Origin of the sequence: Cellulomonas soli (genome assembly GCF_013409305.1) — a bacterium.
Taxonomy (GTDB): domain Bacteria; phylum Actinomycetota; class Actinomycetes; order Actinomycetales; family Cellulomonadaceae; genus Cellulomonas; species Cellulomonas soli.
The window spans coordinates 4,039,413-4,052,664 of sequence record NZ_JACBZJ010000001.1 but is presented as its reverse complement, the minus strand read 5'-3'; the positions used below and the strand labels follow the sequence as shown (position 1 = coordinate 4,052,664).

General features: G+C 72.9%; 13 protein-coding genes. 8 read left to right on the top strand and 5 right to left on the bottom strand.

What is annotated here, in order from left to right:
- A complete protein-coding gene (locus BKA22_RS18465) occupies positions 1 to 753 on the bottom strand; it encodes a S1C family serine protease (RefSeq protein ID WP_146952369.1) in 753 nt (250 codons plus the stop codon).
- A complete protein-coding gene (locus BKA22_RS18460) occupies positions 750 to 1,397 on the bottom strand; it encodes a hypothetical protein (protein ID WP_223203505.1) in 648 nt (215 codons plus the stop codon). The genes BKA22_RS18465 and BKA22_RS18460 overlap by 4 nt, the downstream gene beginning before the upstream one ends.
- A 124-nt stretch (positions 1,398 to 1,521) precedes the next feature.
- Here BKA22_RS18460 and BKA22_RS18455 point away from each other — a divergent pair, with 124 nt between their 5' ends.
- Positions 1,522 to 2,901 carry an MFS transporter gene (locus tag BKA22_RS18455; protein ID WP_146952370.1) on the top strand — a complete coding sequence of 460 codons (1,380 nt, stop codon included), beginning with the start codon at positions 1,522 to 1,524 and terminating at the stop codon, positions 2,899 to 2,901.
- 6 nt (positions 2,902 to 2,907) lie between these two features.
- Here BKA22_RS18455 and BKA22_RS18450 read toward each other — a convergent pair whose 3' ends face one another.
- The 3 genes from BKA22_RS18450 to BKA22_RS18440 all read right to left on the bottom strand — a co-directional run bounded on the left by BKA22_RS18450 (position 2,908) and on the right by BKA22_RS18440 (position 5,368).
- Entirely contained in the window at positions 2,908 to 3,270 is a 363-nt protein-coding gene (locus tag BKA22_RS18450) for a DUF1844 domain-containing protein (protein WP_146952371.1), read from the bottom strand.
- 97 nt (positions 3,271 to 3,367) lie between these two features.
- The gene (locus BKA22_RS18445) at positions 3,368 to 4,819 is read right to left on the bottom strand and encodes a catalase (protein WP_146952372.1); all 1,452 of its coding nucleotides are present in this window, start codon (positions 4,817 to 4,819) and stop codon (positions 3,368 to 3,370) included.
- A gap of 129 nt (positions 4,820 to 4,948) precedes the next feature.
- Positions 4,949 to 5,368: a Fur family transcriptional regulator gene (locus BKA22_RS18440; protein WP_146952373.1), complete on the bottom strand. Its 420-nt coding sequence runs from the start codon at positions 5,366 to 5,368 to the stop codon at positions 4,949 to 4,951.
- Between the two features lie 438 nt (positions 5,369 to 5,806).
- Between BKA22_RS18440 and infC the strand changes: the two genes are divergently transcribed.
- The 7 genes from infC (at position 5,807) to pheT (ending at position 13,125) form a co-directional block, all read left to right on the top strand.
- Entirely contained in the window at positions 5,807 to 6,805 is a 999-nt protein-coding gene (infC, locus tag BKA22_RS18435) for a translation initiation factor IF-3 (RefSeq protein WP_146952374.1), read from the top strand.
- Between the two features lie 93 nt (positions 6,806 to 6,898).
- Positions 6,899 to 7,093 carry a 50S ribosomal protein L35 gene (gene rpmI / locus BKA22_RS18430; protein ID WP_013883985.1) on the top strand — a complete coding sequence of 65 codons (195 nt, stop codon included), beginning with the start codon at positions 6,899 to 6,901 and terminating at the stop codon, positions 7,091 to 7,093.
- Positions 7,094 to 7,157: 64 nt separating this feature from the next.
- Positions 7,158 to 7,541: a 50S ribosomal protein L20 gene (rplT, locus tag BKA22_RS18425; protein ID WP_146952375.1), complete on the top strand. Its 384-nt coding sequence runs from the start codon at positions 7,158 to 7,160 to the stop codon at positions 7,539 to 7,541.
- A gap of 105 nt (positions 7,542 to 7,646) precedes the next feature.
- Positions 7,647 to 8,516, top strand: a complete 870-nt coding sequence (locus BKA22_RS18420; RefSeq protein WP_146952429.1) for a TrmH family RNA methyltransferase — start codon at positions 7,647 to 7,649, stop codon at positions 8,514 to 8,516.
- Between the two features lie 40 nt (positions 8,517 to 8,556).
- A complete protein-coding gene (gene thpR, locus BKA22_RS18415) occupies positions 8,557 to 9,201 on the top strand; it encodes an RNA 2',3'-cyclic phosphodiesterase (protein ID WP_146952376.1) in 645 nt (214 codons plus the stop codon).
- Positions 9,202 to 9,475: 274 nt separating this feature from the next.
- Positions 9,476 to 10,537, top strand: a complete 1,062-nt coding sequence (pheS, locus tag BKA22_RS18410) for a phenylalanine--tRNA ligase subunit alpha (RefSeq protein ID WP_146952377.1) — start codon at positions 9,476 to 9,478, stop codon at positions 10,535 to 10,537.
- The gene (gene pheT, locus BKA22_RS18405) at positions 10,537 to 13,125 is read left to right on the top strand and encodes a phenylalanine--tRNA ligase subunit beta (RefSeq protein ID WP_146952378.1); all 2,589 of its coding nucleotides are present in this window, start codon (positions 10,537 to 10,539) and stop codon (positions 13,123 to 13,125) included. Before pheS ends, pheT begins: the two co-directional genes overlap by 1 nt.
- Positions 13,126 to 13,252: the final 127 nt, after the last annotated feature.

The following is a 13,252-nucleotide window of genomic DNA, read 5'->3' as shown; positions in this document are numbered from 1 at the left end:
TCAGCCGGTCGTGCAGGACGTGGACGGGGAGAACGAGGTCTCGTCACCCAGCATCGCGCGCAGCGTGCTGACAGGCACCACGTAGCTGAACCCGTCCGAGCTCTTGGCGTAGACCACGCCGATGACGCGCCCGTCGGCATCGAGCGCCGCTGAGCCGGAGTTGCCGGGCTCGACGGGCGCATCCGTCACGAGCACGTCGCCCAGGTTCTCGTTCAGCGGGTCCGTCGTGGAGCCCACCACCGTCCCGGACGTGAGGGTGAGCTGCCCGCCGAGCGGGTAGCCGACGATGGTCACCGGGTCACCCTCGGCGGGGTCGTCGGCGGCGAGCTCGGGGGATGCGGGCAGGGCGTCCACGGTTCGCACGATCGCCAGGTCGGCGAGAGCGGCCGTGCTCGCGGCGGAGACCGCCACGTCACGTCCGTCGTAGGTGCTCAGCTGGAGCTCGGCCGAGTCCGCCACGACGTGCCGGTTCGTGACCAGGGTGTGCTCGTCGATCGCGAACCCGGTACCTGTGGACAGGGAGCCGCACCCGACGTTGCGGATCCGCACCGTGATCCGCTGCGCCAGGTCGAACCCGTCGGGGGACAGGTTGCCGCTCGACGTGGGGGTCGGTTGCGGGACGGTGCTCGGCACGACGCTCGTCGGGACCGGCGAGGGCATCGCGGGCAGGGCGTCGAGCGCCGCGCAACCGGTCAGCGACCCGAGGAGCGCGAGGGAGGCGACGCACCTGAGGCGACGCCCGGACGACCTCATCGGTCGAGCTCCTGCTGCAGCGCGGTGTTGGCGTCCTTCGCGGCCGTGCACACTGTCTCGACGTCCTGCTCGAACCGCGCCAGGTCGGCCGGGTCGTAGGACGCGGCGTCCTTGAGGTAGCCGATGAGCTTCTGCTGGCCGTCGACGCAGGTGGTCAGCGCTGTGGCGACGGTGCCCGCGGCTGCCGAGACGCGCGCCTGGTAGTCGGCGAGCTGCCGCTGCGACTCGCTCGTGTCGCCGAGCTGGGCCTTCTCGTCGGCGAGGGCCGTGATGCGCGCCTGGGCGGTCGCGAGCTGGTCCTGCGTGGAGGCCAGCTCAGCCAGTGCCCCGTCGAGGTCGGCCCTGGTCGTGGCGAGGTCCTCGCCGTGCGTACGTGCCAGCGACTCCCACTGGGAGGCCGAGCTCTCCCAGGCGTGCGTCGTGCGCACCATGCGGACGACGAGCAGGGTCGAGATGGCCACGACCACGACCAGGACGACGGCCAGCACCGCGACCGCCGGTCTGCGCCGGTTCGGCGGGGCGTCGGTCGCGGTGCTCTCGAGAGGCAGGATCAGGTGCGTGGCCGGCGCGTACGGAGGGGTCGGCGCAGCGGGAACGGTCGGCAGCGACGGGGTGGTGCCGTCTGGCGCGGGTCCGCTGGTCATCCGGCCAGGATAGGGTGCGCCCGCTCACGCCGGACGGTGCTGCGCCGGGAGGTTCCGGGGCGTTCCGGACGTCGCGGGCCTGGGGGTGCATGGGTGCCTGCGTGCCTCGTGCGACGATCGTGGGGTGTCCCTCACCCCCTACTCGCGTCTGCTCGCGCGCCCTGCGGTCCTGCGACTGGTCCTGGTCGGACTCGTCGCCCGGATCCCGCACGCGGCGACCGGTGTGGTGGTCACGCTGCACGTCACGAGCACGCTCGGCTACAGCTATGGCGCGGCCGGGGTGGTCACCGCCTCGATGACGATCGGCATGGCGATCGGTGCGCCGTGGCGTGGCCGGCGCGTCGACCGGATCGGGCTGCGCCGGGCGCTCGTGCCGACGGTCCTGGTCGAGTCGGCGGTGTGGATCGCGGCACCGCACCTGGCCTACCAGGCGCTCGTCGTCGCAGCGTTCGTCGCGGGCGCGTTCCTGGTGCCCGTGTTCTCCGTGGTGCGGCAGTCGCTCGCCGTCCTGGTCCCACCGGCGGAGCAGAAGACGGCGTACGCGCTGGACTCGGTGTGCGCCGAGCTGACCTTCATGCTCGGTCCCGTGCTCGGCGTGCTGCTCGCCACACAGGTCTCGACGACGGCCGCGTTGCTGACGATCGGTGCCTCGACGGTGGGCGCCGGTGTCGTGCTCATCTGGACGAACCCGCCGACGCGCAGCGAGCAGGAGGTCACGGCGGATGATCCCGGCGCGCTCGACCACGACGACCGGTCGCCGCTGCGCTCGCCACGGATCTGGGCGATCCTCGCGGCAGGGACTGCCGCCTCGCTCGTGCTGACGGGGACCGACCTGAGCATCGTGGCCCAGCTGCAGGACCAGGGAGCCAGCGAGGCCATCGGCTGGGTCGTCGCCGTGTGGGCCTTCGGCTCGGTGATCGGCGGGCTCGTCTACGGCGCCTCGCACCGCTCGCTGCCGCCGCTCGCCCTCGTGCTGGCGATGTCCCTCCTGACCATCCCGGCGGCCTTCGCCGGGAGCGTGTGGACCGTGGCCGTCGCCGTGGTGATCGCGGGCCTGTTCTGCGCACCTGCGCTCTCCTCCATCACCGCCGCCCTCGTCGCCTCCGTGTCCGAGCGTCGCCGAGGTGAGGTCCTCGGGTGGAGCGGCACGGCGAGCACGATGGGCGGCGCGCTCGGCGCTCCGCTGATCGGCGTGGCGATCGACCGGGCGAGCCCGCAGGCGGGCTTCCTCGCCTCGGCGCTGATCGGGGTCGTGCTGACCGCGGTGGGACTGCTCCTGCTGGGAGCGGTGCGCGGGAGGCAGGCGCGCGCGGCGGACCCCCTCGTGCCGGCCGCCGCAGAGACCGCTGCTGCCGAGACTGTTGCTGCCGAGACTGTTGCTGCCGAGACTGTTGCTGCCCAGACCGCGGTCGAGGATGCGCCCGCGAAGGCGGTCGACCACCTGCCCGCCCGTGCGAGCGGAGCGCTCACGCAGGTCGGTGAGCAGTCGCCGACCTGCCGGTGACCCCCGTCAGCTGACGGGGCCGGTGAACTTCTCGCCGGGACCCTCGCCCGGGGCGTCGGGGTAGGCGGAGGCCTCGCGGAAGGCCAGCTGGAGCGAACGAAGCCCGTCGCGCAACGAGCGGGCGTGCTGGCTGCCCAGGTCGGGTGCGGAGGCGGTGACCAGCGCGGCCAGCGCCGTGATGAGCTTGCGGGCCTCGTCGAGGTCCAGGTACTCGGCGCCCGCACCGTGCGGTCCGTCCTCGGCGAGCCCGCACTTGACGGCGGCGGCGCTCATCAGGTGCACGGCGGCGGTGGTGATGACCTCGACGGCGGCGACGTCGGCGATGTCGCGGGTCGCGTCGGCCGTGGACGTGTCAGGGGACTGGCTCATGGGGCGATCCTCTCACCGCGGTCGCCGGGTCGAGGTCGACCGGCCCCGCACCCGTGCGGGTCGCGGGGCCGGTCGCTCGTGCTCACCGACGGACCGGTCAGGCCCCCAGGGCGGCACGCAGCTTCGCACCGAGGTCGACGTCGACGTGCGTCCAGTAGCCGATCGCCCGCTCACGGATGTCGTCGGCCCTGACCGCGCCGACGTGACCGGTGATCGTCTCGAGGAACCGGGCGCGGGCGGCGTCGTCGAAGACGTCGCGGTAGAGCGTGCCTGCCTGGCCCCAGTCGTCGTCCTCGGGGTGCAGCGCCGCCGCGGCCCGCACGAGCGCACCGTCGGACTCCCAGCCTGCCGACTCCGCGGCACGCGACGGGTCGGCCTGCGCGCCGCCGCGCGAGTTCGGCGTGTAGACGGGCACGTCGGCCGCGGCGAACGCGTACCGGGCGGCACCGTCCTTGGAGTACGAGTGGGTCTGCGATCGGGGGGCGTTCACGGGCAGCTGGGCGTGGTTGGTGCCCACGCGGTACCGGTGCGCGTCGGCGTAGGAGAAGATCCGCGCGAGCAGCATCTTGTCCGGGCTGGTGGCGATCCCCGGGACGAAGTTGCTCGGCGCGAAGGTCGCCTGCTCGATCTGCGCGAAGTAGTTCTCCGGGTTGCGATTGAGCTCCATGACGCCCACCTCGACGAGCGGGTAGTCCGCGTGCGGCCACACCTTGGTCAGGTCGAACGGGTTGAACCGGTAGTCGGCGGCATCGGCGTACGGCATCACCTGCACCGAGAGCGTCCAGCGCGGGAAGTCACCGGCCTCGATGTGCTCGAACAGGTCCCGGATGTGCACGTCGGCGTCGGAGCCGGCCAGCTGCTGGGCCTGCTCGGCCGTCAGGGTCTCGATGCCCTGGTGGGTCTTGAAGTGGTACTTGACCCAGAAGCGCTCGCCGGCCGCGTTGATCCACTGGTAGGTGTGCGAGCCGAAGCCGTCCATGTGCCGCCACGACGAGGGCAGTCCGCGGTCGCCCATGAGCCACGTCACCTGGTGCGCCGACTCCGGGGACAGGCTCCAGAAGTCCCACTGCATGTCGTTGTCGCGCAGGTGGGATCCGGGCAGCCGCTTCTGCGACCGGATGAAGTCGGGGAACTTGATGCCGTCCCGGATGAAGAAGACGGGCGTGTTGTTGCCCACCAGGTCGTAGTTGCCCTCGGACGTGTAGAACTTCAGCGCGAACCCGCGCGGGTCGCGCCAGGTGTCCGGGGAGCCGTGCTCGCCGGCGACCGACGAGAACCGCGCGAGCATCTCGGTCTCGACACCGGGCTGGAACACCGCCGCCCGCGTGTACGCGGACACGTCCCCGGTGACGCGGAAGGTGCCGAAGGCGCCACCGCCCTTGGCGTGCACGACACGCTCAGGCACGCGCTCGCGGTTGAACTGTGCGAGCTTCTCGACGAGGTAGTGGTCGTGCAGGACGATCGGGCCGTCCGTCCCGACGGACAGCGCGTGGTCGTCGGACGCGACCGGGGCGCCGGCGTTGGTGGTGGTGGCGGGCACGTGGGACATGGGTGACCTCTCGGGTGCTCTCGGGGTGGCGGTGTCGGCTCAGGGGGGCGGGGTCGGGCAGAAGTCGGCAGAAGTCGGGCGGGGGTCGGGCGGGAGGCCCGTCGGCAGCGGGCACGGGAGCGGCGTCGCTCAGCTGCCCGTCGTCTGCCGACAGTCCGGGCACAGGCCCCAGAAGGTGACCTCGGCGACGTCGACCGTGAAGCCGCGCGTCGAGCTGGGCACCAGGCAGGGGGCGTGCCCGATCGTGCAGTCGACGTCGTCGACGGCACCGCAGCTGCGGCACACGATGTGGTGGTGGTTGTCGCCGACCCTGCGCTCGTAGCGGGCGGGGTGGCCCGCCGGCTCGATGCGGCGCACGAGCCCCGCGTCGCACAGCGCGTGCAGCACGTCGTACACCGCCTGGACCGAGACGCTCGGGAGCCGGTCGCGGGCCGCCCTCAGGACCGTGTCGGCGTCGGCGTGCGGGCGGTCGCGCAGCGCCTCGAGCACGGCCACGCGGGGGCCTGTGACGCGCAGACCGTGGCTGCGCAGCTCCTCGACGTCGTCCATGGCCCGACTCCATCACACAAACTGGAATCGTTCAAGCAAACGAACGACTCCAGATCATCGAGTGCGGGGGCTTCCGGGGGTGACCGGGTGGCGCTGCGGGGCTCTGTTGGGCTCTGTTGGGCTCTGCTGGGCCCAGTCGGGCCCTGTCGGGCGCTCGGCGTCGGCTCTGGTAGGGTTGCCCTTCGACTGACCTGGTTGGTGGCTTGCCCATCGGCCAGGTGTACAAGTGGAGTTCCTCCCACCCGAGTCTCGACCGACCGGCTCACGCCGGCGACAGAGGCCGGGTCCCAGTCCGCAACGGACGGCTTGCGCCGCCCCGTTGGTCGTGCGTGGCGCCTGCCGTGCACCGACACGGACGTGCGAGGCCCCCACCTGTGCTCAGGTTCGGGGGCCTTCCTCGTTCCTGGCGGTCCACCACGACGAACCTGAGGAGCACCAATCAGCGAGCCCCGCATCAACGATCGGATCCGCGTCGCCGAGGTCCGCCTGGTCGGCCCGAACGGCGAGCAGGTCGGCATCGTCCGCGTGGAGGACGCACTGCGCCTTGCCCAGGACGCTGACCTCGACCTGGTCGAGGTCGCACCCGACGCCCGCCCGCCGGTCTGCAAGATCATGGACTTCGGGAAGTTCAAGTACGAGGCCGACATGAAGGCCCGTGAGGCGCGTCGGAACCAGACGAACACGGTCCTCAAGGAGATCCGTTTCCGGCTGAAGATCGACCCGCACGACTACGGCACCAAGAAGGGCCACGTCGAGCGGTTCCTCAAGGCCGGCGACAAGGTCAAGATCATGATCATGTTCCGCGGCCGCGAGCAGTCGCGCCCCGAGATGGGCGTGCGTCTGCTGCAGCGGCTGGCGGAGGACGTCTCCGAGCTGGGCTTCATCGAGAGCATGCCCAAGCAGGACGGGCGCAACATGATCATGGTGCTCGGCCCGGTCAAGAAGAAGGCCGACCAGAAGCTGGAGCAGCGTCGCGCCGCCCAGCAGGCACAGGGTCCGGAGCAGGCCCCGGCACCGCGTGCCGAGGCCCCGGCTGCACGTGTGGCACCGGTCGTCGAGACGCCCGTGGTCGAGACTCCCGTGGTCGAGGCACCGGTCGTCGTGACGCCCGTCGCCGAGACGCCGGTCGTCGAGGCACCTGTGGTCGAGACGCCTGTGGTCGAGGCGCCCGCCGCCCCCGCGCCGGTCGCTGCCCGTGCGGCGGCTCCGGCCAAGGCACCCGCTGCCCCTAAGGCACCCGCTGCTCCCAAGGCTCCGGCCAAGGTGGCGGCACCCGCCAAGGTGGCCGAGCCGGCTGCTGCCGCACCGGCGGCGACGCCTGCGCCGGCACCGCGACCCCCGATGCCGCGGCCCGTCCCGCGTCCGGCAGCGCCCAAGGCGAGCCCGGCACCGCGTCCGGCCGCGCCGCGGAGCAAGCCCTCCGGGGACGCCGGCTGACCTGAACGACGAGGGTCGCCCCGCACGGGGCGGCCCGCACCGAACGAGTCGCACGAGCCCGTGCGATGCGAACGACAAGGAGAGACGGCAGCCATGCCGAAGAACAAGACGCACTCCGGTGCCAAGAAGCGCTTCCGGGTCACCGGGACCGGCAAGGTCATGCGTGAGCAGGCCAACGGGCGCCACCTGCTCGAGCACAAGTCGAGCCGTCGTACGCGCCGCATCGCCGGTGACGTCGTCGTCTCTGCCGCTGACACCCCGAAGATCAAGAAGCTGCTCGGCAAGTGACCCCTGCGGACGCCTGAGGCGTCCCGCGGTTCACCTCGAGCCCTAGACCAGCAAGGAGCATCACGTGGCACGCGTGAAGCGGGCGGTCAACGCCCAGAAGAAGCGCCGTTCGACCCTGGAGCGCGCCAGCGGCTACCGCGGCCAGCGCTCGCGCCTGTACCGCAAGGCGAAGGAGCAGGTCACCCACTCCCTCGTCTACTCCTACCGCGACCGCAAGGCGCGCAAGGGCGACTTCCGCAAGCTGTGGATCCAGCGCATCAACGCGGCCTCGCGCGAGCAGGGCCTGACCTACAACCGCCTCATCCAGGGCCTCAAGCTCGCGGGTGTGGAGGTCGACCGTCGTGTGCTGGCCGACATGGCCGTCAACGACGCCCAGGCGTTCGCCCAGCTCGTCCAGGTCGCCAAGGACGCGCTGCCGGCCGACGTCAACGCGCCCTCGGCTGCGTGACGTCCGTCTAGCACTCCCGCAGAGCCCCCGCGTCCTTCCGGACGACGGGGGCTCTGCTGTCTGTGGGTCGTGCGCCGATCGGCCTCGCGAGGCGGAGACGGCATGATGGCCCCCGTGGTCGACGAACGTGACGCGCAGCGCGACGACGTGCTGCAGAACCCCGGGGCCGAGCGGGTCAAGGCGGTGCGTGCGTTGGCGACCCGTGCCGTCCGCGCCCGTACCGGGCGGTTCCTCGTGGAGGGCCCGCAGTCGGTGCGCGAGGCCGTGCTGACGGCGTCGGTGCGGGTGCGCGACCTGTACGTCACCGAACAGACGGCCGACAGGTACCGGGAGATCGTCGACGCGGCGCACGCACGCGGCATCCCTGTCCGGCTGGGCACCCCGCAGGTGCTCGAGGCGATGAGCCCCGACGCGCAGCAGGTCGTGGCCGTGGCCGACCGGCTGGACTTCTCGCTGGACGACGTGCTCACCCGGCAGGGGCGTCCGCCGCGGCTCGTGGCGTTGCTCGCGCACGTGCGCGATCCCGGGAACGCCGGGACGGTGGTGCGTGCTGCCGACGCGGCCGGAGCGGACGCCGTGGTGCTCACGGACGAGAGCGTCGACGTGCACAACCCGAAGGTCGTGCGTTCCACCGCGGGTTCGCTGTTCCATGTGCCGACCGTCGAGGGCGCCACGCTCGCCGCCACGATCCGGTCCCTGCGGACCGCGGGGATGCTGGTCCTCGCCGCGGACGGTGCCGGCGAGCTCGACCTGGACGACCTGCTCGACGTCGCCGGTGCGGCTCCGGCGGGCACCCCGGACCTCGCGCGGCCGACCGTGTGGTTGTTCGGCAACGAGGCATGGGGACTGCGTGAGGAGGACCGTGCGCTGGCCGACGCCGTGGTGCGGGTGCCGATCCACGGGCGCGCGGAGTCGTTGAACCTGGCCACGGCGGCGACCGTCTGCCTGTACGCGAGCGCACGCGCGCACCGGTGAGCGGCCCCGGCCGTGCCCTTCGCCTGGCACCCTGAGGTCCATGAGGTTGTTCGTGGCGGTCGTGCCGCCCGAGGAGGTGCTCGACCACCTCGATCTGGTGCTCGCTTCGGTGCGCGGCGCGCCGGCAGGCGCGCACTCGGCCGTGCGGTGGTCGGCCCGCGAGACGTGGCACCTGACCGCTGCCTTCTTCGGGGAGGTGGCGGACGGGCTGGTCCCGACGCTGACCGAAGGGCTCTCGGCGGCTGCGGCGGGCAGCGGACCGTACGACCTGCGGCTGCGCGGCGCCGGGGTGTTCGCGCACCGCACCTTGTGGGTCGGGGTCGCCGGTGACGTCGAGTCCCAGCGAGCGGTGTCCCTCGGTGCGCGATCGGTGGGGGAGCAGCTCGATCTGCGACCGGACGACCGGGTGCGGGACCGCCCGCACCTGACGATCGGGCGGGTCCGCCCGGGTGCCCGACCGCCGGGGCGTCGTGCCACCCGTCGCGGCGGGACCGCCGGGCCGGACGCGGCGGGGCGGGCTGCTCCCGAGGACGACGTGGCCGGCTCGTTGGTGCGGGCGCTGGCGGTCTACGAGGGTCCGACGTGGCGGGTGGACCGGGCGTTCCTGGTCGAGTCGACCCCGGGTGCGGGCCGGGCAGGCGGCCCGCTGTACCGGACGGTGGTCGACCTGCCTTTCGAGGGCTGATCGGTGCGTGGCAGGATGCGGCGTGTGACAGCGCACGTGCGGGTGGCCGGTGGTCGCCGATTTCCGTGGCCCGTTCCCGGGCCGCGCGTCTGACGCGCACGTGATCGTCCCCACCGGCCGGCCCTGACGGGTCGCCTGAGCGCGGACGGCCCATCGGACCTGGAGCGGGCGCCACTAGACTGCCCTGCTGGTCGCCGCCTCGACGCGACGGCCCCTGTGCGTGCAGCCCCGGGGACGACCTCGACGGGCTGCGCCGAGAACCTGGAAGGTCCGGATGTCCGACGACACCCCGCTGTCCCCCCTGGACGCTGCCGGCATCGACGCGGCGGTGGCCGTCGCGCTCGAGGCCTTCGCGGCCGCGTCCGACCTCGACGCCCTCAAGTCCGCCCGCCTCGAGCACACCGGTGAGCGCAGCGCGATCGCGCTGGCCAACCGCGCGATCGGCGGTCTTGCCCCGGCCGACAAGGGAACCGCCGGCCGCCTGCTCGGCATCGCCCGCGGTCGCCTGCAGTCCGCGCTGGCCGAGCGGCAGGGCGTGCTGGAGGCCGAGCGCGACGCGCGCGTGCTCGTCGAGGAGAGCGTCGACGTGACGCTTCCCGTCGATCGCACGCCGCGCGGTGCCCGCCACCCCCTCGAGACGCTCCAGGAGCGCATCGCCGACATCTTCGTCTCGATGGGCTGGGAGATCGCCGAGGGTCCCGAGGTCGAGGCCGAGTGGTTCAACTTCGACGCACTGAACTTCGGCGTCGACCACCCGGCACGTCAGATGCAGGACACGTTCTTCGTGGCCGGCCAGGACGGCGCGGCCGACGCGGGGCTCGTGCTGCGCACGCACACCTCGCCCGTCCAGGCGCGTTCGCTGCTCGAGCGTGAGCTGCCGGTCTACATCGCGTGCCCGGGCCGGGTGTTCCGCACCGATGAGCTCGACGCGACGCACACGCCCGTGTTCCACCAGGTCGAGGGCCTCGCGGTCGACAAGGGCCTGACGATGGCCCACCTGAAGGGCACGCTCGACCACTTCGCGCAGGCGATCTTCGGGCCCGAGGCGCGCACGCGGCTGCGTCCCTCGTTCTTCCCGTTCACCGAGCCGTCCGCCGAGATGGACCTGTGGTTCCCGCAGAAGAAGGGCGGACCCGGCTGGATCGAGTGGGGTGGCTGCGGGATGGTCAACCCGAACGTGCTGCGTGCGTGCGGGATCGACCCCGAGGTCTACTCCGGGTTCGCGTTCGGCATGGGCATCGAGCGGACGCTGATGCTGCGGCACGGCATCGCGGACATGCACGACATCGTGGAGGGCGACGTGCGCTTCTCCCTGCAGTTCGGGACGGAGATCTGATGCCGCGCATCCCTCTGACGTGGCTGGCCGAGCACGTCGACCTGCCCGCCGACCTCACCGCCGAGCACCTCGCCGCCGACCTGGTGCGCGTGGGCCTCGAGGAGGAGGCGATCCACCCGGCGGCCGTCACCGGTCCGCTCGTGGTGGGCCTGGTCGTCGAGCGCACGCCCGAGGCGCAGAAGAATGGCAAGACCATCAACTGGTGCCGGGTCGAGGTCGGCGACGAGCTGGCCGAGGTCCGTGAGGACGGCACCCGTGGGCCGCGCGGCATCGTGTGCGGGGCGCACAACTTCGAGGTCGGTGACCACGTCGTGGTCGCGCTGCCCGGTGCGGTGCTGCCCGGCCCGTTCCCGATCGCCTCGCGCAAGACCTACGGGCACGTGTCCGACGGCATGATCTGCTCGTCGCGCGAGCTGGGTCTGGGCGAGGACCACGACGGCATCATCGTCCTGTCGACCCTCGGGCTCGAGGCCGAGCCGGGCACCGACGCGCGGGCGCTGCTGGGTCTGGGCGAGGAGGTCCTCGAGATCAACGTGACGCCCGACCGCGGCTACTGCTTCTCGATGCGCGGTGTGGCCCGGGAGTACTCCCACTCGAAGGGTGCGAGGTTCACCGACCACGGGCTGGCGACCACCGAGCAGCAGGCGCCCGCCGCGGGCGGTTTCGCCGTCGAGATCGACGACGTGGCGCCCATCCACGGCGTGGCCGGCGCCGACCGGTTCGTCGCGCAGGTCGTGCGCGGTGTGCGGGCGAACGACCCCTCGCCGGTGTGGATGCAGCGTCGGCTCACGCAGGCGGGCATGCGTCCGATCAGCCTGGCGGTCGACGTGACGAACTACGTGATGCTCGACCTCGGGCAGCCGCTGCACGCCTACGACCTCTCGGCGCTCGCGGCTCCGATCGTGGTGCGCCGCGCCGCCGCCGGTGAGCGGCTGACCACGCTCGACGGCGTCGAGCGTGCGCTGGACGGCGAGGACCTGCTCATCACCGACAGCCCGTCGGGTGCGCGAGCCTCACGCGTGCTCGGGCTGGCCGGCGTGATGGGCGGTGCCGACAGCGAGGTCGGACCGCAGACCACCGACCTGCTGGTCGAGGCCGCGCACTTCGACCCGGTGACCGTGGCCCGTACCGCGCGCCGGCACAAGCTGCCCAGCGAGGCGGCCAAGCGCTTCGAGCGCGGTGTCGACCCGCAGCTGCCGCGCGTGGCGGTGGCGCGCGTCGCCGCCCTGCTCGTCGAGCACGGTGGCGGGGTCGTCGAGGACGTGCTGACCGACGTGGACCGGACGCAGGCACCCGCAGGGATCCGGCTCCCGGTCGACCTCCCGGCCCGGCTCGTCGGCGTCGAGTACACGGACGAGCAGGTGCGAGCGACCCTCGAGCAGATCGGTTGCGCGGTCGGAGCCGCGGAGCCGACCGCGAACGGCCTCGTGGTCGACGTCCTGGCGCCCACGTGGCGCCCGGACCTGGCCGCGCCGGTCGACCTGGTCGAGGAGGTCGCCCGCCTGCGCGGCTACGACGCGATCCCGTCGGTGCTGCCCGTCGCGCCCGCCGGGCGCGGGCTCACGACGGGCCAGCGCACGCGCCGCTCGGTGGCGCGGGCGCTGGCCGAGCACGGGCTGGTCGAGGTGCTCAGCTACCCGTTCGTCGGCGCCGACCAGCTCGACGCGCTCGGGCTTCCGGCGGACGACGAGCGGCGCCGTGCGCTGCGGCTGGCGAACCCGCTGTCCGGCGAGCAGCCGCTGATGCGGACGGACCTGCTCGTGACGCTGCTGGACACCGCCCGTCGCAACGTCAGCCGGGGCACCGGTGACGTGGCGGTGTTCGAGATCGGTCTGGTCACGCTTCCGGAACCCGGTGCGGTGGCGGCGCCCCGACTTCCCGGTGGGGTGCGGCCCTCGGACGCCGACCTGGCCGCCGTCCGCGCCGCCGTGCCTGCCCAGCCGCGACGGGTCGCCGCCGTGCTCGCCGGGTCCCGTGAGCGTGCCGGGTGGTGGGGGCCGGGTCGACGGGCCGACCACACCGACGCGATCGCCCTGGCACGTGCGGTGGCCGAGGTCGTGGGGGTCGAGGTCGTCCTCACCGCGGACGCCGAGCACGCGCCGTGGCACCCGGGACGGTGCGCGCGCCTGGCCACGGTCGACGGCACGCTCGTCGGGCACGCGGGGGAGCTGCACCCGAACGTCGTCGCAGCACTCGACCTGCCGGCGCGTGCGGTCGCGTTCGAGCTCGACCTGGACGTGCTGCTCGCGGCGGCTGCGGCCGAGCCGGTGCAGGCGGAGGCGCTGTCGACCTTCCCCGTCGCGAAGGAGGACGTGGCGCTCGTCGTGGACGCCTCCGTCCCTGCGGAGCAGGTGCTCGACGGGGTGCGGGCCGGTGCGGTGGCGAGCCCCGCCGGTGACGTGCTGGAGGACGTGCGGCTGTTCGACGTCTACACGGGGTCGCAGGTCCCCGAGGGCACCCGGTCGCTCGCGTTCTCGCTGCGGCTGCGCGCGCAGGACCGCACACTGACCGCGCAGGAGACCGCGGCGGTGCGTGACGCGGTCGTGGCCGAGGTCGGTCGCCGGTTCGGGGCGACGCTGCGCGCCTGACACCCGCCGGAGCCATCGGCTCCGCCCGGCCAGGCCTCGACGGGCCTCGCGGTCCTCACCGGCCGCGGGGCCCGTCGTCGTCCCTGCGGGGCTCGTGGACCGGCCTGCACGAAACCTGTCCGTCACA